Origin of the sequence: Prosthecodimorpha staleyi, from assembly GCF_018729455.1 — a bacterium.
GTDB classification, from domain to species: domain Bacteria; phylum Pseudomonadota; class Alphaproteobacteria; order Rhizobiales; family Ancalomicrobiaceae; genus Prosthecodimorpha; species Prosthecodimorpha staleyi.
Map to the genome: position 1 here is coordinate 180,764 of NZ_JAHHZF010000006.1, position 26,116 is coordinate 206,879.

The 26,116-nt window shown below is 65.6% G+C and carries 22 protein-coding genes and 1 tRNA gene; 8 read left to right on the plus strand and 15 right to left on the minus strand.

Annotation, left to right across the window (positions count from 1 at the left end):
* Positions 1–326 precede the first annotated feature (326 nt).
* Positions 327–1,250, minus strand: a complete 924-nt coding sequence (locus tag KL771_RS13565) for a LysR family transcriptional regulator (protein WP_261969088.1) — start codon at positions 1,248–1,250, stop codon at positions 327–329.
* Between the two features lie 170 nt (positions 1,251–1,420).
* On the opposite strand from KL771_RS13565, the gene KL771_RS13570 reads away from it, so the two are divergent.
* Positions 1,421–1,837 (plus strand): ribulose bisphosphate carboxylase small subunit, encoded by a 417-nt coding sequence (locus tag KL771_RS13570; RefSeq protein ID WP_261969089.1) that lies wholly within the window; start codon positions 1,421–1,423, stop codon positions 1,835–1,837.
* Positions 1,838–1,846: 9 nt separating this feature from the next.
* Here the strand turns inward: KL771_RS13570 and KL771_RS13575 are convergent, their stop codons facing one another.
* Together KL771_RS13575 and KL771_RS13580 are read right to left on the minus strand one after the other, a co-directional pair.
* Positions 1,847–2,026, minus strand: a complete 180-nt coding sequence (locus tag KL771_RS13575; protein WP_261969090.1) for a hypothetical protein — start codon at positions 2,024–2,026, stop codon at positions 1,847–1,849.
* A gap of 29 nt (positions 2,027–2,055) precedes the next feature.
* Positions 2,056–2,268, minus strand: a complete 213-nt coding sequence (locus KL771_RS13580) for a DUF433 domain-containing protein (protein ID WP_261969091.1) — start codon at positions 2,266–2,268, stop codon at positions 2,056–2,058.
* 316 nt (positions 2,269–2,584) lie between these two features.
* On the opposite strand from KL771_RS13580, the gene KL771_RS13585 reads away from it, so the two are divergent.
* Entirely contained in the window at positions 2,585–4,282 is a 1,698-nt protein-coding gene (locus KL771_RS13585; RefSeq protein ID WP_261969092.1) for an AIPR family protein, read from the plus strand.
* A 172-nt stretch (positions 4,283–4,454) separates the two neighbouring features.
* On the opposite strand, the gene tkt is transcribed toward KL771_RS13585, so the two are convergent.
* The 9 genes from tkt to KL771_RS13630 form a co-directional block, all read right to left on the minus strand.
* Positions 4,455–6,458 (minus strand): transketolase, encoded by a 2,004-nt coding sequence (gene tkt, locus KL771_RS13590; RefSeq protein ID WP_261969093.1) that lies wholly within the window; start codon positions 6,456–6,458, stop codon positions 4,455–4,457.
* A gap of 112 nt (positions 6,459–6,570) precedes the next feature.
* Positions 6,571–7,446 (minus strand): phosphoribulokinase, encoded by an 876-nt coding sequence (locus KL771_RS13595; RefSeq protein WP_261969094.1) that lies wholly within the window; start codon positions 7,444–7,446, stop codon positions 6,571–6,573.
* Between the two features lie 71 nt (positions 7,447–7,517).
* Positions 7,518–8,585, minus strand: coding sequence for a class 1 fructose-bisphosphatase (locus tag KL771_RS13600; RefSeq protein WP_261969095.1), 1,068 nt, complete (start codon positions 8,583–8,585; stop codon positions 7,518–7,520).
* Between the two features lie 121 nt (positions 8,586–8,706).
* A complete protein-coding gene (gene cbbX / locus KL771_RS13605) occupies positions 8,707–9,672 on the minus strand; it encodes a CbbX protein (protein ID WP_261969096.1) in 966 nt (321 codons plus the stop codon).
* Between the two features lie 108 nt (positions 9,673–9,780).
* The gene (locus KL771_RS13610; protein WP_261969097.1) at positions 9,781–11,373 is read right to left on the minus strand and encodes an ABC transporter ATP-binding protein; all 1,593 of its coding nucleotides are present in this window, start codon (positions 11,371–11,373) and stop codon (positions 9,781–9,783) included.
* A complete protein-coding gene (locus KL771_RS13615) occupies positions 11,374–12,525 on the minus strand; it encodes an ABC transporter permease subunit (protein WP_261969098.1) in 1,152 nt (383 codons plus the stop codon). It lies immediately after the preceding gene.
* Complete coding sequence (locus KL771_RS13620) at positions 12,525–13,442, minus strand: ABC transporter permease (protein WP_261969099.1); 918 nt, start codon at positions 13,440–13,442, stop codon at positions 12,525–12,527. The genes KL771_RS13615 and KL771_RS13620 overlap by 1 nt, the downstream gene beginning before the upstream one ends.
* A 160-nt stretch (positions 13,443–13,602) precedes the next feature.
* On the minus strand, positions 13,603–15,204 hold the full coding sequence (locus tag KL771_RS13625) for a peptide ABC transporter substrate-binding protein (RefSeq protein WP_261969100.1): 1,602 nt from the start codon (positions 15,202–15,204) through the stop codon (positions 13,603–13,605).
* A gap of 201 nt (positions 15,205–15,405) precedes the next feature.
* A tRNA-Val gene (locus KL771_RS13630) sits at positions 15,406–15,480 on the minus strand.
* A gap of 306 nt (positions 15,481–15,786) precedes the next feature.
* Here KL771_RS13630 and KL771_RS13635 point away from each other — a divergent pair.
* From KL771_RS13635 to KL771_RS13655, 5 genes are all read left to right on the plus strand, one after another.
* Positions 15,787–17,469, plus strand: coding sequence for a methyl-accepting chemotaxis protein (locus tag KL771_RS13635; protein ID WP_261969101.1), 1,683 nt, complete (start codon positions 15,787–15,789; stop codon positions 17,467–17,469).
* Between the two features lie 121 nt (positions 17,470–17,590).
* Positions 17,591–18,262 (plus strand): chloramphenicol acetyltransferase, encoded by a 672-nt coding sequence (locus KL771_RS13640; RefSeq protein ID WP_261969102.1) that lies wholly within the window; start codon positions 17,591–17,593, stop codon positions 18,260–18,262.
* 63 nt (positions 18,263–18,325) lie between these two features.
* Positions 18,326–20,281 carry a PHA/PHB synthase family protein gene (locus tag KL771_RS13645; RefSeq protein WP_261969103.1) on the plus strand — a complete coding sequence of 652 codons (1,956 nt, stop codon included), beginning with the start codon at positions 18,326–18,328 and terminating at the stop codon, positions 20,279–20,281.
* Positions 20,282–20,443: 162 nt separating this feature from the next.
* Positions 20,444–21,208 (plus strand): enoyl-ACP reductase FabI, encoded by a 765-nt coding sequence (gene fabI / locus KL771_RS13650; RefSeq protein ID WP_261969104.1) that lies wholly within the window; start codon positions 20,444–20,446, stop codon positions 21,206–21,208.
* Complete coding sequence (locus KL771_RS13655; RefSeq protein ID WP_315901496.1) at positions 21,183–21,758, plus strand: MaoC/PaaZ C-terminal domain-containing protein; 576 nt, start codon at positions 21,183–21,185, stop codon at positions 21,756–21,758. Before fabI ends, KL771_RS13655 begins: the two co-directional genes overlap by 26 nt.
* Positions 21,759–21,807: 49 nt before the next feature.
* On the opposite strand, the gene KL771_RS13660 is transcribed toward KL771_RS13655, so the two are convergent.
* Positions 21,808–22,167 (minus strand): phasin family protein, encoded by a 360-nt coding sequence (locus KL771_RS13660; RefSeq protein ID WP_261969105.1) that lies wholly within the window; start codon positions 22,165–22,167, stop codon positions 21,808–21,810.
* A gap of 151 nt (positions 22,168–22,318) precedes the next feature.
* Positions 22,319–22,552, minus strand: a complete 234-nt coding sequence (locus tag KL771_RS13665; protein WP_261969106.1) for a hypothetical protein — start codon at positions 22,550–22,552, stop codon at positions 22,319–22,321.
* A 477-nt stretch (positions 22,553–23,029) separates the two neighbouring features.
* Here KL771_RS13665 and KL771_RS13670 point away from each other — a divergent pair, with 477 nt between their 5' ends.
* Positions 23,030–24,631 (plus strand): fumarate hydratase, encoded by a 1,602-nt coding sequence (locus KL771_RS13670; protein ID WP_390866828.1) that lies wholly within the window; start codon positions 23,030–23,032, stop codon positions 24,629–24,631.
* A gap of 126 nt (positions 24,632–24,757) precedes the next feature.
* Here the strand turns inward: KL771_RS13670 and KL771_RS13675 are convergent, their stop codons facing one another.
* The gene (locus KL771_RS13675; protein WP_261969108.1) at positions 24,758–25,819 is read right to left on the minus strand and encodes a DUF2336 domain-containing protein; all 1,062 of its coding nucleotides are present in this window, start codon (positions 25,817–25,819) and stop codon (positions 24,758–24,760) included.
* Between the last annotated feature and the right edge of the window lie 297 nt (positions 25,820–26,116).

The window sequence follows — 26,116 nt, forward strand, 5'->3', positions numbered from 1 at the left end:
CCCGACGGCCCGAGACCTTTCGGACCGTGCGACCGATTGGGAGAGCGGCGTTCCGACGCCCCGCCGACCTGTGCGGAATTTCCGTCTTCGTGATCAAACAATCCGTGCATCGGATTCCCGTGACGAAAGAGAACCATCCGTCTCGATAGAACCACTAGGGACGTCCGATTTCGGGAAGATGTCGTTAGGGCATTATCGCTCCGGACGTTGCTAGTGGTCAAAATCTGACATTTGCGTCCCGCAAATGTCGGATTGAATTGACCACGTCATCAAAGAGTTAGTGGTTCGATCGAGACGGATGGGAACCGTCCGTCTCGATCGAACCACTAGGCCGCGAGCCCGGGCGGGTGCGGCAGGTAGTGTGCGCCTTCTTCCGCCAGGAAATCGGCCAATGCGCGCGGTGCCGGGAGCAGCCTGCGGTCGCGCAGGTGGACCACGTACCATTCCCTCAGAATCGGCAGGCCGGCCACGTCGAGCGTCACCAGCCGGCCGTCCTTCAGTTCCGCCGCGATCGTATGGGCGGAAATGAAGGCAATGCCGAGGCCGGCCATGACGGCCTGCTTGATCGTCTCATTGGAGCCGATCTCGAAACCGATATTCGGCTGCACGCCGTTGGCGGCGAAGAGGCGCTCCATCAGCCCGCGCGTGCCCGAACCCGGCTCGCGCAGAAGGAACGATTCGCCCGCGAGATCAGCCGGCGACAGGTCGCGCGCTTGCGCCAGCGGGTGATCCGGCGCGGCGATGATGACATGCGGATGCGCGCCGATCGGCCATTGGCTGACCGCCAGATCCTCGGGCGGCCGCCCCATGATCGCGACATCGACCCGGCCGGCGCGAAGCTGCTCGATGATCTCGCTGCGATTGCCGATGAACAGCTTCAGCGTCAGCCCGGGATAGCGGCGGCGGAATTCGGCGAGCGCGCGCGGCGCGAAATACTTGGCCGTAGAGATGACCCCGACGGCGACCTCGCCGCGTCCGGCATTGCGCATCTCATCGAGCGCCTGGATGCAGTCGGTCAGCGCCAGCTCGATCCGCTCCACCGTCGCCAGCACCTCGCGGCCGGCCGAGGTCAGCCGGATGCCGTCGGCGAGGCGCTCGACCAGCGGCAGGCCGGCCGCCTCCTCGAGCTGGCGCATCTGCACGGTCACGGCCGGCGGCGTGACATGGAGCAGGTCGGCCGCTCCGGCAAAGGAGCCCGAACGCACCACCGCCTCCAGCGATCGCAATTGCTTCAGCGTGACATAGCGCATGATCCTCTCCCCGGCCGCCGGGCCCGCCGGCTCGCCGTTCGCACAAGGAAATTTAATGCGCTCGTAAAATAATGCAAATTTACTGAAGCGACCGATGCGCGCAGGGTGCTGGCGTCCGGATCGGACCCGAGCGGAGGAGTCGGGTCCCATCCGGATCAGGGAGACCGGACATGCACATGACCCTCGGCGCCTTCGCGTTTCTGCCCGATCTGACGGAAGAGCAGATCTGCCGGCAGATCGACTATTGCATCGCGAACGACTGGACCGTGGCGATCGAATTCGCCGCGGAGGTCCAGAATCGCGACACGACCTGGGAAACCTGGGGCGTGCCGATGTTCGACGTGCGCGACGCCAAGGCGGTGCTGGCCGAAATCCGTGCCTGCCGGGAGGCGCATCCGAAGCACTTTATCCGGATCAGCGCCTTCGACCCGAGCCGCGGCTGGGAGACGGTGCGCCTGTCCTTCATCATCAACCGCCCGCGCGCCGAACCGGTCGTCCGCTTCGACCGCAGCGAATCCCAGTTCCGCGCCCTGCGCCACCGCGCCCAGCCCCAACCGGAACGGCGTGCGATGGGCGGGCGGTTCTGACAGGAGACACTACCGCGTGGCTTGCGGCCATTCGGTGATCTCGACCGTGAAATCCGACGCGAAATGGACGACCTTGTTGACGAGGTCGTCGAGCGGTTCAATGGCATCGAGAACCGCCTCGAAATAGGTGATCTGTCGATTGCGTTCGAGGTTTGCCGGCAGGATCACGATCAGGCCGGGAGCCGACATAAAATCATCTTCGAACAGGATCCGGTCGATCACAGCGGCTTGCCTGCGCGCTCCCACGCGAGGCAGGCCTCGATGCCGTCGAGTGGTAGCGACGGGTAGGTATTGAAGATCTCCGCCCGCGGCAGGCGACGCCGGACCTCGATCAGCACATTCTCAGCAGGCACTCGAGTGCCCTCGACGACCGGCATGCCGCTGAGGATGCCGGGGTCCGATACGATCCGGGTCTTCACGTCAGTGGTCATGATTGTGATCTCCTCGTCACACGACGATTGCTATGCCGAGCGACAATTTCAATGCCATAAACAATTATTCGAAAACTGAATTCAAATTCTATAAGTAATTGCCTCTTTTCATAGCATACTATATGCTTCTCAATGGAAATATTATCCCCTCATGTCCGTTCATTCTTACTATCTTATAACTTGAAGAAAATCGAATTCCTTGAAATTCGAATACCAATACTGAATTTCTAATTTCATTGCAGTGGATATTATTACAATATAAATAATCTATGTCACTTCTCTTCTATTGACATATCGATATTGACCGGGCGTTCAAGTGGCTTATGCTCTCAAGAGTAGAGAGGATATGCCCATGCCACACCCGATTTCCGCAATGCATTATTCATTAATACAGACACACATTGCGAAATATAAAGAAATATTCAAAATTGAAAGCGATAATGATGCTTTTAAGAATTTGATGCTAGATAAGATATACCCAAGAAAAACAGATGACAATACTGCAATTTTGACGGATGGCCCTCAAGATCGCGGAGTCGATGCAATATATATTCGCGATCTAGAAGACTGCGCACAAATTGATATAATAAATTTTAAATATAGAACCACATTAAAATCATGTTCTAAGAATTTTGAAGAAACCGAACTCTCAAAGATATTCCTTTTTATTACAGAGCTACTGGATCAAAGCGAGGAACAAAAGAGTAATTGCAATCAACAAGTTCGTCGAAAAATCGATGATATAACGTCAATATTTAAGTCGGGTAAACAGTGCTTTTTCCGAATTGTCCTGTGCACCAACGGGCAAGCGCTTGCCGACACCGGGCTCGATCATCTCGTGCAGTTTTGCAAGCTCCGCGACTTTACGAGCTTTGAGCAAATTGATGGTAACAGCGTGGTTAAATTTCTGGTTCAAGAAAGCACCAAAGCACAAGAGACTGCTATTGTAAAAGTGATAGACAAACAAATATTTGATCGCTCCGATGGAGATATAAGAGGGCTGGTAGCTTGCGTGGAAATAAATTCATTCCTTGACGCGATAAGCGATCTCTCCACAAAAAGTGTAAAACGCTACTTATTTGATGACAACATCCGCGTCTACCTTGGCGATGACGGTGGGTACAATAGAGCAATTATGGCTTCTTGTTTAAGTCCCGAGAATCATCTATTTTGGTACTGTAATAATGGAGTTACAGTCGTATGCGAGGCTTTTAGTTATCAGAAAGAGCTAAGAGATCCAATGCTTACTATAAAAAATTTTCAGATCGTAAATGGCGCCCAAACGTGTCACTCTCTACTTAAAGCCCGAGAAATTGATGCTCTACAGGTTTCAGAGACCTTATTGCTTCTTAAGGTGTACGAGACTTCTCGTAGAGATATTTCTCAACGCGTTGCTATTGCAACAAATAGTCAAGCAAGAATTAGCATGAGGGATTTGCACTCTAATGATGATATACAGAAGACAATAGAGAAATTTTATGATGGCTCAGGCTTCTTTTATGAGAGAAAGAAAAATCAACATATTGATAAGCCAACAAATCAACGAATAGATGCATTAAAGCTTGGGCAAATGATACTTTCATATAAAATTAGGGAACCAGAAAAAGCAAAACGTGAAAGTGAAGAAATATTCGGCTCAAGATACACTAATGTATTCAATCAAAGCCTTACGGCGGACTACATTTTAGCCCTAACTAAAATTATGGCATTTATACAACTTCATTCTGAGACAGGATTAAAAGCTCGGGTAGACTCGAAGGTATACACGAATATCGTTTCTTACGGCTTCTGGCATCTAGCATATACAATTTCAATTCTTTCTGAGAAAGAGCTGAAGGTTTTCCCAGATGATTCGGAACTCGAAGAAAAGCTCGCAGAAGCAGCTGAAATAATTTTCAGCATACTAGAGCGCCATAAATCCTTTTCATATTACGACATGTTCCGAAGTGCACAGCTACGTGAACTAATAGATGCAAAAATTGGGGCTCGGCATCAATTCGAGTTCGGCTTCTAACTGCTTGATGGCAAACATTCATATGATTTTTAAATTAACATAGCACACTCTCTCAATATACTTTACCTCTCCACACGATCTTCCTTCTTCAGATCGTGTGGAACGATTCCTGCATAGAACAGATCATACTGTTCTATGTATATGACCAATTTAGAAAGCTAAAGGCCGGCGGTCAGCCGGCGACGGCCTTGGCGGCGGCGGCGACCTTTTCGGCCGTCAGGCCGAAATGCTCGTAGAGCGCCTTCTCGGGGGCCGATTCGCCGAAGCGGTCGATGCCGATGACGGCGCCGGTGCGGCCGGCATATTTCCACCAGCTGCGGGTGGTGCCCGCTTCCACGACCACGACCGGGATCGAGGCCGGCAGCACGGCCTCCTGCCAGGCCTTGTCCTGGGCGTCGAAGACGCTGGTCGACGGCATCGAGACGACCCGGGCCGGCACGCCCTCGGCGGCGAGCAGGTCGGCGGCCGCGACCGCGATCTTCAGTTCCGAACCGGTGCCGACCAGCGTCACCTTGGCGCCGGCGGCCTCCTTCAGCACGTAGCCGCCGCGCGCGATGGCAGCGAGCTGGGCGGCGTCGCGCGGCTGGGCCGGCAGGCCCTGGCGGGACAGGAGCAGCGCCGACGGCCCGTCGGCGCGCGACACGGCGGCGACCCAGGCGACGAAGGTCTCGGCCGTGTCGGCCGGCCGCCAGACGGCGAGGTTCGGGATGATCCGCAGCGATTCGGCGTGTTCGATCGGCTGGTGGGTCGGGCCGTCCTCGCCGAGGCCGATGGAATCATGCGTGTAGACATGGACCACGCGCTGCTTCATCAGCGCCGACATGCGCACCGCGTTGCGGGCATAGTCGGAGAAGACCAGGAAGGTCGCCACGAAGGGCAGGAAGCCGCCATGCAGCGCGATGCCGTTGGCGATCGCGGTCATACCGAATTCGCGCACGCCATAGAGCACGGTGTTGCCGGCCGGATCCTTGGTGATCGGCAGCGTGCCCTTGAAGTTGGTCAGGTTGGAATGGGTCAGGTCGGCCGAGCCGCCGAGGAATTCGGGCAGCTTCGGCGCCAGGAGGTTGAGCGCGTTCTGGCTCGCCTTGCGGGTCGCCACCGTCTCGGCCTTGGCCTGGATCTCGGCGAGCGCGGCCTCGGCGAAGCCGGCGAAATCGGCCGGCAGGTCGCCGGCCATGCGGCGCAGGAACTCGGCCGCCAGCTCCGGATGGGCGGCCTGATAGGCCGCGAACTGCGCGTTCCAGCCGTCCTCGGCGGCGGCGCCCTTCTGGCGGCCGTCCCAGGCGGCATAGACCTCCGCCGGCACTTCGAAGGGAGCATGCGGCCAAGCCATTGCCTCGCGCACCTTGGCGATCTCGTCAGCGCCGAGCGGGGCGCCATGGGCGTCCTGATGGCCCTGCTTCGACGGCGCGCCGCGGCCGATCACGGTCTTGCAGCAGATCAGGGTCGGCTTGTCGGCGACCGCCTTGGCGGCCGCGATGGCGGCCTCGACCGCGTCGACATCATGGCCGTCGACGTTGCGGATGACGTGCCAGCCATAGGCCTCGAAGCGCGCCGGGGTGTCGTCGGCGAACCAGTCCTCGATCTTACCGTCGATCGAGATGCCGTTGTCGTCATAGAGCGCGGTCAGCTTGCCGAGGCCGAGCCGGCCCGCGAGCGAGCAGACCTCGTGGCTGATGCCTTCCATCAGGCAGCCGTCGCCGACGAAGACCCAGGTGCGGTGGTCGACGATGGTGTGGCCCGGCCGGTTGAACTGGGCGGCGAGCGTCTTCTCCGCGATGGCCATGCCGACCGCGTTGGCGAGGCCCTGGCCGAGCGGGCCGGTCGTGGTCTCGACGCCGGGCGTGTAGCCATATTCGGGATGGCCGGGGGTGCGCGAATGCAGCTGGCGGAAGCGCTTCAGCTCGGCGACCGGCAGGTCGTAGCCGGTCAGGTGCAGGAGCGCATAGACCAGCATCGAGCCGTGGCCGTTCGACATCACGAAGCGGTCGCGATCGGCCCAGGTGGGATTGCCGGGATTGTGCTTCAGATGCGTGCGCCAGAGCGCGGCCGAAATCTCGGCCATGCCCATCGGGGCGCCCGGATGGCCGGACTTGGCCGCCTCGACGGCGTCCATGGCGAGCGCGCGGATCGCGGCGGTCACGGGCCAGGTCAGGTCGCGGGCGGGGACGGTCATGGGCAGGCTCCTCGAAGGCACGCGGCCGACGGGAGGCCCGCCGGCCGGCAGCAGAGATCGACCGCGCAGGCCCGCGCGGGCGGCCGGCCGTTGCGGACCGGGCGGCGTGCTTCTACAGCGCCCGGCGCTTCCGGTCCATCAGTTGCATGATCATCGGCGTGAGAATGAGCTGCATGGCGAGGTCGAGCTTCGATCCCGGGATGACGATCGAGTTGGCCCGGGACATGAAGCTGTCCTTCAGCATGGAGGTCAGATAGGCGAAGTCGATGCCGCGCGGGCTCTTGAAGCGGATCACCACCATGGATTCGTCCGGCGTCGGAATCCACCGCGCCACGAAGGGGTTGGAGGTGTCGACGGTGGGCACGCGCTGGAAGTTGATGTCGGTCTCGGTGAATTGCGGGCAGATGTAGTGGACATAGTCCGGCATGCGCCGGAGGATCGTGTCCATCACCGCCTCAGTCGAATAGCCGCGGGTCTGCCGGTCGCGGTGGATCTTCTGGATCCATTCCAGATTGAGCACCGGCACCACCCCGACCCTGAGATCGGCCCAGCGCGGGATGTCGATGTCGCCGATGATCGAGGCGCCGTGCAGGCCCTCGTAGAAGAGCAGGTCGGAATCCGCCGGGAACGCCTCCCAGGGGCTGAAGGTGCCCTCCGGATAGCCGTATCGCTCGGCCATCTCGCGATCGTGCATGTAGAGCCGGGTCCGCCCCTGCCCGTTCTCCGCATAGGACCGGAACACGCCCTCAAGCTCCTCGAGAAGATTGGCGTCCGGTCCGAAGTGACTGAAATTATTGTTCCCGCGCGCGGCCTCCTCGGCCATCACCCGCTTCATCTCGGCGCGATCGTAGCGGTGGAAGGCGTCGCCCTCGACATAGACCGCGTTGACGTTCTCGCGCCGGAAGATCTGCTCGAAGGTCATCTTGACCGAGGTCGTGCCGGCCCCGGAGGAGCCGGTCACGGAGATGATCGGATGCTTGACCGACATGGGCGCTCGAGACTCGGAACCGGCGGGAACGGCCGCTCGGGCCGCGCCTGCGGTTTATAGACCAGGTCCGGTCATTCGCGGAACAGGCCGCGCTTGCCGAACAGCGGCGCGTGGTCGCTGGTCGCACCCGGGAAGGCGTGGTGTTGCTCGATCCGCTCGATCTCGTGGCGCGATCCGAAGATGAACGGCACCCGCTGGTGCAGCCGCCCCGGCTCCAGATCCAGGATCGCCTCGGTACCGGTGGTGGCGCCGCCGCCGGCCTGCTCGACGACGAGCGCGATCGGATTGGCCTCGTACATCAGGCGCAGCCGGCCCTCGTGATAGCCCTTGCGGCGGTCCGCCGGATAGAGGAACACGCCGCCGCGCACCAGGATGCGGTGGCATTCGGCGACCAGCGACGCGATCCAGCGCATGTTGAAATCCTGGCCGCGGATGCCTTCGTCGCCGGCCAGCAGGTCCTCGACATAGCTGCGGATCGGATCGTCCCAGTGGCGCGAATTGGAGGCGTTGATGGCGAATTCGCGCGTCTCGGCCGGGATGGCCAGCCGCTCGCCGGTCAGCTTGAAGATGCCGGCGCGGCGGTCGAGCGTGTAGAGCCTTGTGCCGTCGCCGAGCGTCAGCACCAGCGCGGTCTGCGGCCCGTAGATCACATAGCCGGCGGCGAGCTGCGCCCGGCCCTTCTGCAGAAACGGCCCGTGCTCGATTTCGGCCCCCGGCTCCGGGGCGAGCGCCGGGAAATCGGCCGGCGCCGGCAGGATCGAGAAGATGGTGCCGATCGAGACGTTGGTGTCGATGTTGGACGAGCCGTCGAGCGGATCGACGGCGAGGAGCAGCGGCGCCAACGGATCGAGCACCACCGGATGATCCAGCTCCTCCGACGCGAAGGCCGCCACCGGGACGGAGCTGGCCGCGGCGAGGATGCGCTCGTCGGCGAGGCGATCGAGTTCCTTCTGGACCTCGCCCTGAACATTCTCGGTGACCGCCGCGCCGAGCCGGCCGGCGAGCGGGCCGTCGGCGACCAGCGCGGCGATGTCGCGCGCCGCATCGGCGATCGCCGCCACCGTGGCGGCCACGGCGCGGCGCGTCCCGTCTTCGGCCGCCCAGGCTTCGAGCACCGCCGCCAGGCTCTGATGCGTCATCGCGATTTCCCCGCCCCTGTCGATCCCGGGATGCCGTCCGCCGCCGGATGCAGCCATCCGGCATGATCGGTCCCGCCCGTCTTCCCGCAGATGTCTTCCCTCAGGTGGGCACCGCACCCGCCTACATCGAGAAGACCCGGCTCGCTCGTATGTCCGAAGCCTCGATGGTTATCAACTGGTCACGGTCGACGAGACCGGATCCGTCGAAGAGGCGCATGGCCTGACGCAGGCGGGCGCGATCGATCGCGTTGCGGATCGAGCGGGCATTGGCAAAGTTCGGCTGGGTCTTGCGGCGGGCAACATAGTCGATCAGCGCGGCCTCGGCGGCGTCGCTGAAGCGGTAGCCCTCGGCGTCGGCGATCCGGACAGCGATCTCGAACAGTTCCGGATCGGAATAGTCGGGGAAGTCGATATGGTGGGCGACGCGCGAGCGGAAGCCCGGATTGGCGGCGAAGAAGGTCTCCATGCGATCCTTGTAGCCGGCCAGGATGACGACCAGATCGTCGCGCTGGTTCTCCATCACCTGGAGCAGGATCTCGATCGCCTCCTGACCGTAGTCCTTCTCGTTCTCGGGGCGGTAGAGATAGTAGGCCTCGTCGATGAACAGGACGCCGCCGAGCGCGCGCTTCAGGACTTCGCGCGTCTTCGGCGCGGTGTGGCCGATATACTGGCCGACCAGATCGTCGCGCGTGACGGCGACGAGATGACCGCGGCGGACATAGCCGAGCCGGTGCAGGATGCCGGCCATGCGCCGGGCGACCGTGGTCTTGCCGGTGCCCGGATTGCCGGTGAAGCTCATATGCAGGGTCGGCGGCTGCGACGGCACGCCCAGCGTCCGGCGCGCACGGACGACCAGCAGGAAGGCGGCGATCTCGCGGATGCGCCGTTTAACCGGTTCCAGCCCGATCAGGTCGCGGTCGAGTTCGGCCAGCAGCGCCCCGATCTCAGTCTCGGCATAGAGCGCCTTCAGGTCGAGGGTCGCTGGCGGCTGCGCCGCTGGCGGCAGAGCCGCGGGCGGCGAGGTCTCGGGGGGCAACACTCGGGCGTCCGAATCCTCGCCCGTCGCTGCATCGGTCGGTCCGGTCATCGGCGCTGTCCTCCGTTGGCCAGTCTGGCCGGCCCGCGGCAGGAACGCCATGCGGCGAAGGGACCGGACACGCCAACGCGCCGAGGCCAGGACGCGCCGCCGGCGGCGTCAGCCGTCCAGCATCGCCGCGGCGATCAGCCGTTCGGTATAGGGGTGGCTCGGCGCGGCGAAGATGCGGTCGGTCGGACCGCGCTCGACCACGGCGCCGTCCTTCATCACCAGGATCTCGTCGGAAAGCGCGCGCACCACGCGCAGATCGTGGCTGATGAACAGATAGGCGAGCGCGTGGGCGGCCTGCAGGTCGCGCAGGATGTCGACGATCGCCGCCTGGACCGACCGGTCGAGCGCTGACGTCGGCTCGTCGAGCACGACGAGGCGGGGCTTCAGGATCAGCGCGCGGGCGATGGCGATGCGCTGGCGCTGGCCGCCGGAGAATTCGTGCGGGAAACGGTAGCGGGTCGCCGGGTCGATGCGCACCTCCTCCAGCGCCGCCGCCGCGCGGGCGTCGCGGTCGCGCGCGGCGAGTTCCGGCGCGTGGACGCGCAGCCCCTCGGCGACGATCTCGCCGATCGTCATCCGCGGGCTGAGCGAACCGAACGGGTCCTGGAACACCATCTGCAGCGACCGGCGCAGAGGCCGCATCGCCGCCCGGTCGAGCCCGTCCAGGCGGCGGTCCTCGAAACGAACCATGCCGGACCCGGGCAGCAGATTGAGCACGGCCCGGCCGAGCGTCGACTTGCCCGAGCCGCTCTCGCCGACGAGGCCGATCGTCTCGCCGCGCCGGATCGCGAGCGAGACCCGGTCGACCGCCCGGAACACCAGGGCGGGCTGGAACAGGCCGCCGCCGATGCGGAAGTCGACCGAGACCTCGTGGGCGTCGAGCACCACGGGCGCGCCGTCCGGTACCGGCGCCTTGCGGCCGCGCGGCTCGGCGGCGAGCAGCGCACGGGTATAGGGATGCTCCGGCGCGGCGAACACGGTGGCGGTCGGCCCGGCCTCCACCACCCGGCCCCTCTCCATGACCATGACCCGCGCGGCGCGGCGCTTCACCAGGGCAAGGTCGTGGGTGATGAAAACCATCGCCATGCCGAGCCGGGCCTGCAGGTCGGCGAGGAGATCGAGGATCTCGGCCTGGATGGTCACGTCCAGGGCGGTGGTCGGCTCGTCGGCGACAAGCACGTCGGGTTCGCCGGCGAGCGCCAAGGCGATCACCACCCGCTGGCGCTGCCCGCCCGACAATTCGTGCGGATAGGACCCGAGCCGGCGCTCCGGATCGCGCAGGCGGACGAGGCGCAGCAGATCGAGCGCCCGGGCCCTGGCGGCCGCCCGGTCGAGCCCGTGATGGTGGCGCAGCACCTCGGCCAGGAGATCGCCGACCCGGGTCAGCGGATCGAGCGCCGTCATCGGCTCCTGGAACACCATGCCGATGCGCCGGCCGCGGATGCGGGTCAGCTCGCCGGGCGGGCGGTTCAGGATCTCGGTGCCGTCGAGCCGTACGCTGCCGCTCGCCCGGCCGTTGGCGGCGAGCAGGCCGAGCACGGCCAGCATCGCCTGGCTCTTGCCCGAGCCGCTCTCGCCGACCACCGCGACCGTCTCGCCGCGATCGAGATCGAGCGAGAAGCCGTCGACGGCGGCCACGTCGCCGCGCGGCGTCGCGAAGGCGACGGCGAGATTGCGGATCGAGAGCAACGGCGCGGCCATCTAGCGGTCCCGCGGATCGAGAGCGTCGCGCAGGCCGTCGCCGACGAAATTGAGCGCGGCGAGCAGCGCGACCAGCACAGCGGACGGCGCGATCAGCAGCCAGGTGGTGTCCTGGATGGCCTTGGCGCCCTCGGAGACCAGCATGCCGAGGCTGGTCAGCGGCTCCTGCACGCCGAGGCCCAGGAAGGACAGGAAGCTTTCGATCAGGATCACCTTGGGCACTAGCAGCGTCAGATAGACGACGACGGTGCCGAGCGTGTTCGGCACGATGTGGCGTAGCACGATGCCGGCGGTGGAGACGCCGAGCGCTTCCGCGGCCTGGACGAATTCCTGACGCTTCAGCGACAGCGTCTGTCCGCGCACGATGCGCGCCATATCGAGCCATTCGATCGCCCCGATGGCGACGAAGACCAGCACGAAATGGCGCCCGAAGAAGACCACCAGCATGATCACGAAGAAGATGAAGGGCAGCGCATAGAGGATGTCGACGATGCGCATCATCAGGGCATCGATCCGGCCGCCGAGATAACCAGCCGTCGCCCCCCAGGCCACCCCGATCATCAGCGCGACCAGGCTCGCGAGCAGGCCGACCACCAGCGAGACCCGCGCCGCCACCAGGGTGCGGGCGAGAAGGTCGCGGCCGTTGCCGTCGGTGCCGAACAGGAACAGATGCCGCTCGACATTCGTCTCCACGACCATGCGACGGCCCTCGTCGGTCGTCTCGACGATGCGGGTGCCCTCGAAGGCATCCGAGCGGTCGAAGGCGGCGGCGATGCGCGGATCGATCGGCCGGCTCGCGGTCAGGATCAGGCGCAGGCTGTCGCCGGTCAGGCCGGTGGCGGCGATCGTGGCGCGGGCGCGCGACGCGACGCGGCGGGCGATCTCGTCGACCCGGTCGGGGCCGGGTTGCGCGGAGAGGTTCGGCGCGGCGCGGACGAAATCCGGAAAGACCCGGTCGTAGCCGTTCGGCAGCAGGATCGGGCCGAGCACGGCGGCGAGCGCGAGCGCGACCAGCACGACCAGGCCGGCCATCGCGCTGCGGTGGCGGACGAAGCGCGCCAGCGCGTCGGCGGCCGGCGAGCCGGCTGCGGAGGCGGCCGGTGCGGGGGGCGGCGCCGGTGCGGGCGTCTGTGCTGGCGTCGGCGCGGCCATCAGTAGCGCACCCGCGGATCGATCACGGCATAGAGGAGGTCGACCAGCAGGTTGACGGCGATGACGAAGATCGCGATCAGGACGACCGTGCCCATGACCAGCGTATAGTCGCGGTTGAGCGCACCCTCGACGAAGAAGCGTCCGACGCCCGGGATGCCGAAGATGGTCTCGACCACGACCGAGCCGGTCAGCAGGGCCGCCGCCGCCGGGCCGAGATAGGAGACCACCGGCAGGGACGCGGCGCGCAGCGCATGGGCGAGCACCCGGCGTTCCGGCAGGCCGGCGGCGCGCAGGGTGCGGATCGACGGCGAACGCAACTGCTCGATCAGGCTCGCCCGCGTCAGCCGCGCCACCACGGCGATCTGCGGCAGCGCCAACACGATCACCGGCAGCACGCCGTTTCGCCAGGCGCCACCGTTCCAGCCGCCGACCGGCAGGAGGCCGAGAACGAGGCCGAAGGTGATCTGCAGAAGCGGCGCGACGACGAAATTGGGGATGGTCAGGCCGGCCGTCGCCACCGCCATGGCGGCGTGGTCGGCGGCCCGGTTCTGGCGCATCGCGGCGGCGATGCCGAGGCCGGTGCCGACCAGGATGGCGATCAGGAGGGCCGCGCCGCCGAGCCCCATCGAGACCGGCAGGGCGCCGGCGAAAAGCTCGGCGACGGTGAAGTCGCGCCAGGTGAAGCTCGGGCCAAAATCGCCACGCAGCAGCCCGGTCAGATAGCGCCAATACTGTTCGGGAAGCGGTCGGTCGAGCCCGAACACCCGGTTCAGGTTCTCGAGCGTCTTCGGGTCGAGCGGCCGTTCCAGGTCGAACGGACCGCCGGGCGCAACCCGGATCAGGAAGAACGAGATGGTGACGACCAGGAACACGGTCGGGATGGCACCGAGCAGCCGGCGCAGGGCGTAGCTCAGCATCGCGCCAGACCCGCTTCGCCCGGAAGCCCAGCCGTGTGCGCGTCCCCCGCCCCGCCCCCAAGGCAGACCACCGACGCGGCCGGACTCCGCCACGCCCAGGCCCGGGATCCGACCCGGGTCGTCCGGTGGACGACCCGCCCCAAGGCGCGCGCCAAGGCGGTCACTTCAGCGACAGATAGCGGGTCGGATGCGCGTCGCGCAGGTTGTCTTCCCAGCCGACCAGCCGGTCGGAGACGAGATTCTTCGACGCGTAGTAGAGCAACGGCACGAAGGGCAGGTCGCGCATGAAGATGGTCTCGGCCTGCTTCAGGATGGCGGCGCGCTTGTCGAGATCGACTTCGGCGGCGGCGGCCTTCATCAGGGCGTCGTATTCGGGATTCTCGTAGCGGGCATAGTTCAGGCCGACATTGTCGCTCTGGACAAGGAACAGGAAGTTCTGCGGGTCCGGATAGTCGGCGATCCAGCCGGCGCGCGCCACGTCGTAGTCGCCGCGATCGCGCAGCAGCGCGTAGTGGGTCTTCAGGTCGGTATTGACCAGCGACACCTCGACGCCGAGCGGCTTCCACATGTCGGCCAGCGCGATCGAGGTCTTCTTGTGGTTCTCGGAGGTGTTGTAGCGGATTTCGAGCTTCAGCGGCTTGCCGCCGGGGCCGTAGCCGGCCGCCTTCATCAGCTTGATCGCCGCCTCCTCGCGCTCGATCGGCGTCTGGTCCTTCCAGGTCGCATAGGCCGGCCCGCCGGCATAGTTGGCGATGCCCGGCGGCACGAAGGAATAGCCCGGCACCATCGTGCCGCCCCAGATGTCTTCGGCCAGGAACTCGCGGTCGACGACCATCGACAGGGCCTGGCGGACGCGCACGTCGGCGAGCGCGGCCTTCTTGGTGTTGAAGGAGAAATAGTAGGTGCCGAGATAGGGCGCCAGATGAAGCTGCTTGCCCAAGGTCTTGCGGATGAAGCCGATCTGGTCGGCGGGCACGTCGTCGTTCGACTGCAGCTCGCCGGCCTGGAAGCGGCGCAGCGCCGCCGAGCGGTCCTCGGTCGGGTAGAATTGGACGGCGTCGATCTTGACGGTCGCGGCGGCGTGGAAGGCCGGGTTGCGCTCCAGGCGGATATGTGACGAGGGCACGAATTCCTTCAGCCGGTAGGGTCCGTTGGAGACGATGTTCTCGGCCTTGACCCAGTCCTTGCCGAATTTCTGCACCGAGGCGGGATGCACCGGCAGGCCGGTGGAATGGGTCAGGAGCTGGATGAAATAGGGCGTCGGCGCCTCAAGCGTCACCTCGAAGGTCAGCGGATCGACCGCCCGCACGCCGAGTTCGGCCGGCGGCAGCTGGCCCTTGTTGACCTTCTCGGCATTCTTCACCGGATAGAGCACGGCCGCATATTTGCCGGCCGTGGCGGGATCCTGCAGGCGCCGGAACGAGAAGGCGAAATCCTCCGCCGTGACCGCATCGCCGTTGCTCCATTTCGCATCGGCGCGCAGCTTGAAGGTATAGACCTTGCCGTCCGGGCTGATCGTCCAGGATTGCGCCACGCCCGGCACCGGCTCGCCGCGCGCGTCATGGGCAACCAATCCCTCGAACAGATCGCGCAGCACGTTCGATTCGGGCACCGTCGAGGTCTTGTGCGGATCGAGCGTCTCCGGCTCGCCGGAATTGCCGCGGTGATAGACGCTTTCCGTCGTCGCCGGGGCTGCGCCGAGCGGGCCGAGGCCGGTGGCCGCGAGAGCGCATGAGAGGGCGAGCAAGGGCATCAATCGCATGGCAACCTCCCGCAACGGTCATAGGCCGGCGATCATGGGGCGCCGCGCAGCCGCGTGCAACCATATCGGCACCGGCCGAACGACTTTCCGCGGGCCGACGGATATCGCCGTCCACTCCGAAGCCGGCGCCTCGATGCCAATCCTTCCGCGACAACGAAACCGCCGCCGCGCATCGTTTGGAAGGTTCTCGTCCGTGCTGGATGGTGGGCGGTACAGGGATTGAACCTGTGACCCTTCGCGTGTGAAGCGAATGCTCTCCCGCTGAGCTAACCGCCCGATGGGGGCGCATATAGAGGCGATGGCGGCTTCAAGTCAAGGCTCCGACGCGCCGTCGTCAGCGATCGGCCGGATCCGGATCGGCGGCACAACAGGAGCGCGATGAAGATAAGCCGCGCCACCCCTGCCATCCTGCAGTCACCGACGAGGCACTTCCACAACGTTTCCGAAGCAATAGTGACTCTGCATTTTCGCATAGATTCCGTTATACTTGGAAATTTACGGAATCTTAGACGCCACAGCCGACACTTAAGAGAAGGTCCCTGACGTAAAAATACGGACTTACGGCACCGAGAGAGAAAACAAATGAGAATGACGATCAAGGTGATGCTGTCCGGCCTGTTCGGCCTCATCACCGTCTGCACGATCGGCCTCGGCGTGATCGCACTCAAGACGATCAACAGCGAGACGGTGGCGATCGACGAGATCAACACCAACTGGCTGCCCTCCGTCGAGGCAGCCGCGGCGATCGACAGCAGCCTGGCCAATGTCCGGATCGCCTATTATCGGTATGTGACGTCCAAATCGCCGGCCGAGCGCCAAGCCTCGGCGAAGCGGATCGACGACGTTATTCAGGAGGTCACCAAGGCGCAGAAGGCCTATGAGCCGCTGATCTCTTCGAACGAAGAGCGTGCCGTCTACGCCCGGTTCCAATCATCGCTGAAGGACATGACTGTCCACTTCGACGAGCGGGTCCGGCCGCTGGTCGATTCGGGCCGCAACGACGACGCGGTGCCGATCCTGCGCGACGAAGGCCGCGTGATCTTCGACAAGGCCATGCACGCCGTCGACGAGATCATCGGCCTCAACCACAAGGGCGCAGCCGAAGCGGGGAGCGAGGCTCACGCTGCGGCGCAGGTCGGCGAGCGCGCCACGATGGTGGCGCTCGCGGTGGCGCTGCTCATCGCGATCGGGGCCGTCGCGCTTACGCTCGTCCGGGTCGTCCGGCCGCTGGTCCGCATGACCGACGCCATGGCGAAGCTCGCCGGCGGCGATCTGGGTCAGAGCGTGCCGGATCGCGGCCGCGCCGACGAGATCGGCCGGATGGCGGAAGCCGTTCAGGTGTTCAAGGACAACATGCTGCGCACGCGCGAACTGGAAGCGGCCGCGGATGCGCAGCGTCGCGCAGCGGAAGACCAGCGTCGGGCGGCCATGCTCAAGCTCGCCAACGACTTCGACACGGCGGTCGGCGGGATCGTCCAGATCGTCGCCTCCGCGGCGACCGAGATGCAGTCGACGGCCCAGCAACTGACCGCCTCCGCCCAGGAAACGTCGGCTCAGTCGGTCGCCGTCACGTCCGCGGCCGAGGAGGCCAGCGCCAATGTCGCCAACGTCGCCAGCGCTTCGGAGGAACTGGGCAGTTCGGTCACCGAGATCGGCCGGCAGGTCGACCGCTCCAACCACCTGTCGCGCAACGCCGTGACGGAGGCGGAATCGACGGCCGCCATCGTCACCGAACTGAGCCAGGCCGCCACCCGCATCAGCGGCATCGTCGGCATGATCTCGGACATCGCCGGGCAGACCAACCTCCTGGCCCTCAATGCCACCATCGAGGCGGCGCGCGCCGGCGAGGCCGGGCGCGGCTTCGCGGTGGTCGCCGCCGAGGTCAAGAATCTCGCCGAGCAGACCGCCAAGGCAACGGCCGAAATCGGCAGCCAGATCACCCAGGTCCAGGCAACCACCGAACGCGCGGTGGCGGCGATCGGCAACATCTCCGGCACCATCCGCACCATCAGCGAGGCGGCGGAAGCGATCGCACAGGCCGTGGACCAGCAGGGTCAGGCGACCCGGGAGATCGTCAAGTCCGTCAGCCAGGCCTCGACCGGGACCGGCGAAGTTTCGGCCAATATCGTCGGCGTGGCGCGCGCCGCGGAGGAGACCGGCGCCGGGGCCAACCAAGTGCTCAGCGCCTCGACCGAACTGTCGAAACAGGCCGAACGGCTGCAGCAGCAGGTCCGGCACTTCCTGGACACGGTGCGGGCCGCCTGACGGCTTCCCGCCCGCTCGCGTATGCCGACGCCCCGCGGTTCAGGCCGCGGGGCGTCCGTCTTTATGGAGCCCGCCCACAGGTCTATGGAAGGCGGACGCCCTCCCCTCGATCGGAACGCCGATGGCCGCGCTCGAAGACAAGAACCTTCCCGCCCATGTCCGCAAGAAGCGGCTCGGGCCGAAGCCGCTGGTCCACGAGACCGCGATCACCCGCCAATCGACCTTCGGCAAGTTCTGCAAGCTCGGTGCCCGCACGACCGTGATCGAGAGCCGGTTCGGCGACTATTCCTACGCGACCAACGACTGCGAGATCGTCTATGCCGAGATCGGCAAGTTCGTCTCGGTCGGCGCGCTGGTCGGCATCAATCCCGGCAACCATCCCATGGAGCGGGCCAGCCAGTCGCATTTCACCTATCGCAGCTGGCAGTATTTCGAGGATGCCGAGGACGAGCCCGAACTGTTCGACCGGCGCCGCGCCGACCGGGTGACCATCGGCCACGATGTCTGGATCGGGCGCGGCGCGATCATCCTCGCCGGCCGCACCGTCGGGTCCGGGGCGGTCGTCGCGGCCGGCGCGGTCGTCACCCGCGATGTCGAGCCCTACACGATCGTCGGCGGCAACCCGGCCCGCGTCATCCGGCGGCGCTTCGACGAGGCCGTGGCGGAGCGGCTCCTGGCCTTGCAATGGTGGCACTGGCCCCATGCTGCGCTGCGGCGCGCCCTGCCCGACTTCCGCGCCCTGCCGATCGAGGCCTTCCTCGACAAGTATGAGGCCGCGTCGAAGGAAATTTGATCGATATCATGGTTCTGCCATGGCGCTCCCCTATTATGCTGCAATGCAATAGCGGAGTGCGTCATGGCTGAGCGGATGACACGGGCCACCCGGGCGAAGGGTTCCGATACGGCAATCGAGGTGCAGCCCGATCCGGTGGACGTCGCGCAGCCGGACATGCCGCCGGCGGAAGGCGCGGCGCCGCCGGTTCCGGCCGAAGCCGTTGCGCCGGCGGCCAAGGCCATCGAAGCCGCCCCGACGATCGGTCCGGCCGCCGGTCTGGCCCTGCATCTCCCGATCCCGCGGGTCGACAGTTTTGCCGCCCGCACCGTCGCCGATGTGGTCGACCGGGCTTCGCACGCGGCCGCAGCGCGGCTGACCGCCGGCCTGTCGCCCGCCGCCCTGACGCTGGCCGCCCTCGACTGGAGCCTGCATCTGGCATCCTCGCCGGGCAAGACCATGAGCCTGGTCGAATCCGCCTGGCGCAAGCAGGCCGAGTTCGGCCGCTTCGCCCTCGGCTGCGCGCTGGGCCAAAGGGGCCAGCAGACCTGCGTCGAGCCCGCCCCGCAGGACCGCCGCTTCGCCTCCGCGGACTGGAAGGCACCGCCCTACAGCATCGCCGCCCAGGCCTTTCTGCTGACCGAACAATGGTGGAAGGAGGCGACCACCGGCGTGCGCGGCGTGTCCGCCCATCACGAACGGGTCGCCGAATTCGCCGCCCGCCAGCTGCTCGACATGATGGCGCCGTCGAATTTCCCGGCGTCCAATCCGGACGTGATCCGCCACACGATCGAGGAAGGTGGCGCCAATCTCCGGCGCGGGATGGAGAACTTCGCCGACGATGTCGCGCGCGCGATCGGCGGGCAGCCGCCATCGGGCACCGAGGCCTTCACGCCGGGCCGCACCGTGGCGGTCACGCCCGGCAAGGTCATCTACCGCAACCGGCTGATCGAGTTGATTCAGTACGAACCCAGCACCGCGACGGTCCGGCCGGAGCCGATCCTGATCGTGCCGGCCTGGATCATGAAATACTACATCCTCGACCTGTCGCCGGAGAACTCGATGGTCCGGCATCTGGTCGACGCCGGCTTCACCGTGTTCATGATCTCCTGGAAGAACCCGACCGAGGAGGATCGCGACCTCGGCTTCGAGGACTACCGCAGGCTCGGCATCGAGGCGGCGCTCGACGCCATCGAGGCTGTGATGCCCGGCCGGCGCGTGCATGCGACCGGCTACTGCATCGGCGGCACCCTGCTCGCCGCCGCTGCGGCGGCCGAACCGGCCAACGGCCGCGGCCGCTTCGCCAGCCACACCTTCCTGGCGGCGCAGACCGACTTCCACGAGGCCGGCGAGCTGACACTGTTCATCGACGAGAGCCAGCTCGCCTTCCTGGAAGACATGATGTGGGAGCGCGGCTTCCTCGACACCAAGCAGATGGCCGGCGCGTTCCAGATGCTGCGCTCCAACGACCTGGTCTGGTCGCGCATGGTGCGGGAATACATGCTCGGCGAGCGGCCGGCCCTCAACGACCTGATGGCCTGGAATGCCGACGCCACCCGCATGCCGTTCCGCATGCATACCGAATACCTGAAGGGGCTGTTCCTGCACAACGACCTGGCCGAGGGCCGGCACCGGGTCGACGGCCGGGCGGTGGCGCTCGAAGACATCAAGGTGCCGATCTTCGCGGTCGGCACCGAGACCGACCACGTCGCGCCCTGGCGCTCGGTCTACAAGATCAACCTCCTGACCGACACCGAGGTCACCTTCCTGCTGACCAGCGGCGGCCACAATGCCGGCATCGTGTCCGAGCCCGGCCATGTCGGGCGCGGCGGCCGGCGGCACTATCGGATGGCCACCAAGGGCCGCGACGACATCTATGCCGAGCCGGACCGTTGGCTGGAGGAGACGCCGACGGCCGAAGGCTCCTGGTGGCCGGCCTGGTTCGCCTGGCTGGCGGCCCGCTCGGGCGAGCCGGTGCCGCCGCCGCCGATGGGCCGGGCGCTGGCCGCCGCCCCCGGCAGCTACGTGCATGGCGAGTGATGGCGCGCCGGCGACCGCACGGGCCGCCGTCTCCGGGCGCTGACCACCATTCGGATGTCTTCATAATATCATAGACTTGAGGCATTCGAAGGCGCGATGCCGACCGTCATTGCCGAGGACGGTCGGTTCCTCCTCGGCACGTTCCAGCCCAGACGGAGCCCCATGCCCGACCTCGTCAATCTGCGTGCCCTCGTGATCGGTATCGCCAACGACAAGTCGATCGCCACCGGCTGCGCCCGCGCGCTCGCCCAGGCCGGAGCCCGGCTGGCGGTGACCTATCCGAACGACAAGGCCAAACCCTTCGTCGAACCGGTCGCCCGCGAACTCGGCGCCGAACTCCTGCTGCCGCTCGACGTGGAAGCCGCCGACCAGCCCGAAGCCCTGCTCGCCGAGATCGCCAAGACCTGGGGCGGGCTCGACGTGATCGTGCATTCGGTCGCCTTCGCGCCGCGCGACGACCTGCACGGGCCGGTGACGCAATCGACCCGCGACGGCTTCGCCCGGGCCATGGACGTTTCCTGCCATTCCTTCCTGCGCCTGCTCGGCGCCGCCGCGCCCCTGATGCCGGACGGCGGCGCGGCCATGACGATCAGCTACTACGGGGCCGAGAAGGCCGTCGCGCACTACGGCATCATGGGCCCGGTCAAGGCCGCGCTGGAGGCGGCCGTGCGCTATGCGGCGGTCGAACTGGGCCCGCTCGGCATCTCCGTCAACGCGCTCTCCCCCGGCCCCCTGGCGACCCGGGCGGCCAGCGGCATCGACCATTTCGGCGACTTGATGGAGCACGCGGCCGCTGTCGCGCCGGAGCGCCGGCTGGTGACCATCGACGAGGTCGGCGCGCTCGCCGCCTTCCTGGCCAGCCGGCCGGCCCGGGCGATCACCGGCGAGGTGATCCATGTCGATGCCGGCTACAATGTGGTGGGGTGAAAGCGTGATCGAGAACCGGACCTATGACGAGATCGCCGTCGGCGACCAGGCGAGCCTGACCCGCCTGCTCACCGTCGAGGACATCCAACTCTTCGCGCTCGTCTCGGGGGATGTGAACCCAGCCCATGTCGACGCCGACTATGCGGCGGAGAGCCGGTTCCACCATGTCATCGCGCATGGCATGTGGAGCGGCGCGCTGATCTCGGCGCTGCTCGGCACGCATCTGCCCGGGCCGGGGACTATCTATCTCGGCCAGTCGCTGTCGTTCACCGCCCCGGTCGTGCTCGGCGACTCGGTGACGGTCAGCGTCACCGTGGTCGAGAAGACCGACGCGCACCGACACCTCCGGCTCGCCTGCCGAGGCGTCAACCAGGACGGCGTCGAGGTGGTCACCGGCGAGGCGCTGGTGATGGCGCCGCGCGACAAGATCCGGCGCCCCGCCCCCGACCTGCCGGCCGTCTACCTGCGCCATCGCGGCATCGACCGTCTGGTCTTCGACAATGCCGCCTTCATGCTGTCGCTGGCGCCCTATCGCCCGGTCGCGGAGTAGGCTCCCTATCGCCCGGTCGCGGAGTAGGCTCCGGCCCGGGCGGAATGGTTCAGCGTCCGGCGCCCGGCCACTTGCCGAAAAGGCTGGTCATGTTCTTGCCGGCCTCCTCGGCCATCTTCATGGCTTGACGGTTGTAGTCGGTCATCAGGCCCTGGATGTATTCCATCTGCAATTGGGCGAGATCGGCCGGGCTCTTGGCCTGGGTGATCGCGCGGGCGATCTCCATGTCCTTCTTCACGCGCTCTTCCAGGAAGGCGACGCTCTCCTTCGAGATGGTGCGGATGCGGTCGAGCATTTCGGTATTCGCCGTGGGACCCGAAGTCGCCATCAGGCGGCTCCACCAGGCATTGACGTCCTTGCTCCAGTCCGGCGTCGGCCAGCCTTCGAACGGATTGTTGGTCTTGCTCACTTGAACGTCCTCCCGAATTTCGATCGCCAAGTCTGGCCAACAAATCGCATCGGCGCAATGCGATAGAGGTCGTACGTCGCAAGACGCAGCGAAACGGCCGCCGGGAGGGAGCCGGCGGCCGTTCGACGGGGATGAACAGGGGCGATCCGGCTCAGAAGTTGCACTTCACCGCCGGCTTGACCACGAACTTGCCGGTGATCGGATTGTAGACCGCCTTCTTGCCGACGACGCAGGCCTTGCCGTCGAGCTTGCCGTCGTCATAGATCTCCTTGCCGTTCTGGTTGTAAATGCTGAACCGATATTTGCCCGGCGCCGCCGAGGCCGCACCGGAGAACGAGACGACGGCGAGGGAGGCGATTGCAAGAGCGATAACATTGCGCGACATTTCTTCAGTTCCTTCTCAATAGGATTGGATCCATGACGAAACGGAAGAGCGATTTCGTCTTCGTCTTTATCGCCGGCGAGGGTTCGTTCGTTTTGAAGAACCATTCGTTGTTGTAAGAAGTAACAATGTTTCGCTGAATGTCGGCTGAACTCGCTGTCAGAAACCGGACTGAAACATCACGTCGGCGTGATCCGGCGGCCAGCTGTTCCCGCAGGAACTGACATGCACTCGAAGTCGACGTCCCGCCCGACTTCGACCAAGCGACGGCTTGGCCCGGCCGGCCAGCAGGGGTACAAGGCGCGCAGGCATTGCCGGCCCCGCGCCGTCGCCAGAACGGGTTCCCGCCGGACGGCTCCTGTCGGCCGCGGCAGCCCGCGCCAGCCGTAAACGTCAGGCCGGAACCGTCGGCAAGGACCGGCATTCCGTCCGAGAGGGGAGCCTCCCATGACCGTCCAGTCGCCGCCGCCCTATGTGCATATGCCGCTCTTCCCGCTCGCCAAGGACGAGACGCCCTATCGCAAGCTGACCGGCGAGCATGTCTCGGTCGAGCGGATCGGCGGCCGCGAGGTGCTGACGGTCGCGCGCGAGGGGCTTCGCCTGCTCGCCGAGGCGGCGATGTCCGACATCAACCATCTGCTGCGCCCCGGCCATCTGGCTCAATTGGCCAAGATCCTCGACGATCCGGAGGCGACCGACAACGACCGCTTCGTCGCCTACGATCTCCTGAAGAACGCCAACATCGCCGCCGGCGGCGTGCTGCCGATGTGCCAGGATACCGGCACGGCGATCGTGATGGGCAAGAAGGGGCGCCTGGTCTGGACCGAGGGCGACGACGAGAGCGCGCTCGCCGAAGGCATCCGCGACGCCTATCTGCGCAAGAACCTGCGCTACTCGCAGCTCTCCCCGGTCTCGATGTTCGAGGAGAAGAACACCCGCAACAACCTGCCGGCGCAGATCGACATCTATGCCGAGGGCGAGGATGCCTACAAGTTCCTGTTCGTCGCCAAGGGCGGCGGCTCGGCCAACAAGACCTTCCTCTACCAGGCGACGCCGTCGGTCCTGACCGAGGACCGGCTGATCGCCTTCCTGAAGGAGAAGATCCTGACGCTCGGCACCGCCGCCTGCCCGCCCTACCATCTGGCGGTAGTGATCGGCGGCACGTCGGCGGAACTGAACCTGAAAACCGTCAAGCTCGCCTCCGTGCGCTACCTGGACGGCCTGCCGACGCAGGGCTCGGAAGCCGGCCACGCCTTCCGCGACCTGGAGATGGAAGCCAAGATCCACAAGCTGACCCAGTCACTCGGCGTCGGCGCGCAGTTCGGCGGCAAGTATTTCTGTCACGACGTGCGCGTCATCCGCCTGCCGCGCCACGGCGCCTCGCTGCCGATCGGCCTCGGCGTGTCCTGCTCGGCCGACCGGCAGGCGATGGGCAAGATCACCCGCGACGGCATCTATCTGGAGGAGCTGGAGCACAATCCGGCGCGCTTCATGCCCGACATCGACGAGAGCCGGCTCGGCGGCGACGTGGTGCGCGTCGACCTGAACCGGCCGATGGCCGACATCCTGGCCGAACTCAGCCGCCACCCGATCAAGACCCGCCTGTCGCTGACCGGCCCACTGATCGTCGCCCGCGATCTCGCCCACGCCAAAATTCGCGAGCGGCTCGATCGCGGCGACGGCATGCCGGACTATTTCAAGAACCACCCGGTCTACTATGCCGGCCCGGCCAAGACGCCCGAGGGCTATGCCTCCGGCTCGTTCGGCCCGACCACGGCCGGCCGCATGGACAGCTATGTCGACCAGTTCCAGTCCTTCGGCGGCTCGATGGTGATGCTCGCCAAGGGCAACCGGTCGGCCGCGGTGCGCGAGGCCTGCAAGCGCCACGGCGGCTTCTATCTCGGCTCGATCGGCGGCCCCGCGGCCCGGCTCGCACAGGACTGCATCAAGCATGTCGAGGTGCTCGAATACCCGGAACTCGGCATGGAGGCGATCTGGAAGATCGACGTGGTCGATTTCCCGGCCTTCATCGTCACCGACGACAAGGGCAACGACTTCTTCCAGGAACTCAATCTCGGCTGACCCGCCGCCACCCCGACTGCCGGATCGGACGCGGCGTCGGGCCGCCGGGTCCGATCGCCGCGCCGGTCTCCACCTCCGGCGGCCGGGCGGCGGCGTTCGATCGGAGACGGGCGGCCATCGCGGACGTCAGCCGGCGTGGTGCCGCTTGCGGGCGAACTGAGCGACCGTCCGGCGGGCCTCGGCGGGGTCCATGCGCAGATAGTCCTCGCGCTCGAATCGGACCTGGGCCTCGGAGAAACCGAGGCGGCGGCGGCGCATCTTGACCACCACGTCGAAGGTCTTCGGCGACACGTCGATCCCGCGCAGAAGCTTGATCGCCCCGCTCGCGTCGGAGCGGACCAGCACCTTCAGGACCGACAGTTCGTCGATGTCGGCGACATGGGCCAGAATCGCAGCCAGATCGTTGCACCGGTCATGGCCGGCAAGATCGGCGACGACCGCGTCCACGGACAGACGGCCCGCCTTGATCTGGGCCAGAAGCGCGGCCATGTCCATCAGATGCGGCGGTGTGACCGGAGCCGCCGGCGCCGCGGTAGGGCTCGGCTGCGGCGCCGGCCGATTGGCGATGCGGCCGCGCAGCCGTTTGGCCACCAGCATCACCAGATGCTCGGCATCGGCCTCCGGCAGATCCGAACGCCGCGTCAGTGCCACACACAGTTCGTCGTCGGTCTCGGCTTTCGCCAGCAAGTCGCGCAGGAACCGGGGCGAGATCTCGGCTTCCGCATTGGCGGCCACGGTGCGCCATACGGTCATGTCGCCGCGTTCGAACAGGAGGTCGGTCACCGCCGTCGTCAACTGCGGGCGGCGCGCGATCGCCGCCAGATGCGGGTTGGAGAGACGGCCGGCCCAATCCTTGAGCGTCTCCTCGCCGAGCGCCGGATTGGCGACCAGCACCGGTGCGGCCACCTCCGGGATGTCCTCGCACAGGGCGGACAGCAGCGGTGCCGGCAGGTGTTCGCAGTGAGCCACGACGGTGGCCAGTTCGGTGCGGGTCTGGGGATCGACCTTGGCCAGAAGCTGCAGGGTGATATCGGCGAACAGCGCAACTTCGACGGCGCTCGGCTGGCGATCCGAGAACACACACTGCGTCAGCAGGCGAAGCAGCTCGCCGCGGTCGGTCCCGTGGGCCTCGAGGGCGATTTCCTGCAATCGTTTAAGTACCGTCACCTTGCCCCCCTTGGCGGTCATCCGGTGCCCGACGGTTGCATGCCATACTGTTATTCCAAACTCTAAGATAAGGCTTAACAACGGCGCCCGGACCCGGCGCGGCATTGCCGCAGCGCAGGCCGCCACCGCCAAGCCCATGCTGCAGCGCAGCGTGGCCTGACAGATACAGAACACAGTAAATTGACGGATTGGCGCAATCCCGCCACGGGTTCGGCTTGCCTTGATGGGGGCAGGTCAACAATATGGCAATCCTATGCCGCTGGACTCGTCTCATCGGACGTCCGGGCGTGTGTCGGATTTTGAACCGAGAGAGGTCGG

Bases quoted from the DNA above. Each gene is read 5' to 3' on its own strand.
- KL771_RS13565 (WP_261969088.1), bottom strand. From the start codon at position 1,250: ATGCGCTATGTCACGCTGAAGCAATTGCGATCGCTGGAGGCGGTGGTG.
- KL771_RS13570 (WP_261969089.1), top strand. From the start codon at position 1,421: ATGCACATGACCCTCGGCGCCTTCGCGTTTCTGCCCGATCTGACGGAA.
- KL771_RS13575 (WP_261969090.1), bottom strand. From the start codon at position 2,026: ATGTCGGCTCCCGGCCTGATCGTGATCCTGCCGGCAAACCTCGAACGC.
- KL771_RS13580 (WP_261969091.1), bottom strand. From the start codon at position 2,268: ATGACCACTGACGTGAAGACCCGGATCGTATCGGACCCCGGCATCCTC.
- tkt (WP_261969093.1), bottom strand. From the start codon at position 6,458: ATGACCGTCCCCGCCCGCGACCTGACCTGGCCCGTGACCGCCGCGATC.
- KL771_RS13595 (WP_261969094.1), bottom strand. From the start codon at position 7,446: ATGTCGGTCAAGCATCCGATCATCTCCGTGACCGGCTCCTCCGGGGCC.
- KL771_RS13600 (WP_261969095.1), bottom strand. From the start codon at position 8,585: ATGACGCATCAGAGCCTGGCGGCGGTGCTCGAAGCCTGGGCGGCCGAA.
- cbbX (WP_261969096.1), bottom strand. From the start codon at position 9,672: ATGACCGGACCGACCGATGCAGCGACGGGCGAGGATTCGGACGCCCGA.
- KL771_RS13610 (WP_261969097.1), bottom strand. From the start codon at position 11,373: ATGGCCGCGCCGTTGCTCTCGATCCGCAATCTCGCCGTCGCCTTCGCG.
- KL771_RS13615 (WP_261969098.1), bottom strand. From the start codon at position 12,525: ATGGCCGCGCCGACGCCAGCACAGACGCCCGCACCGGCGCCGCCCCCC.
- KL771_RS13620 (WP_261969099.1), bottom strand. From the start codon at position 13,442: ATGCTGAGCTACGCCCTGCGCCGGCTGCTCGGTGCCATCCCGACCGTG.
- KL771_RS13625 (WP_261969100.1), bottom strand. From the start codon at position 15,204: ATGCGATTGATGCCCTTGCTCGCCCTCTCATGCGCTCTCGCGGCCACC.
- KL771_RS13635 (WP_261969101.1), top strand. From the start codon at position 15,787: ATGAGAATGACGATCAAGGTGATGCTGTCCGGCCTGTTCGGCCTCATC.
- KL771_RS13640 (WP_261969102.1), top strand. From the start codon at position 17,591: ATGGCCGCGCTCGAAGACAAGAACCTTCCCGCCCATGTCCGCAAGAAG.
- KL771_RS13645 (WP_261969103.1), top strand. From the start codon at position 18,326: ATGGCTGAGCGGATGACACGGGCCACCCGGGCGAAGGGTTCCGATACG.
- fabI (WP_261969104.1), top strand. From the start codon at position 20,444: ATGCCCGACCTCGTCAATCTGCGTGCCCTCGTGATCGGTATCGCCAAC.
- KL771_RS13655 (WP_315901496.1), top strand. From the start codon at position 21,183: ATGCCGGCTACAATGTGGTGGGGTGAAAGCGTGATCGAGAACCGGACC.
- KL771_RS13665 (WP_261969106.1), bottom strand. From the start codon at position 22,552: ATGTCGCGCAATGTTATCGCTCTTGCAATCGCCTCCCTCGCCGTCGTC.
- KL771_RS13670 (WP_390866828.1), top strand. From the start codon at position 23,030: ATGCCGCTCTTCCCGCTCGCCAAGGACGAGACGCCCTATCGCAAGCTG.
- KL771_RS13675 (WP_261969108.1), bottom strand. From the start codon at position 25,819: ATGACCGCCAAGGGGGGCAAGGTGACGGTACTTAAACGATTGCAGGAA.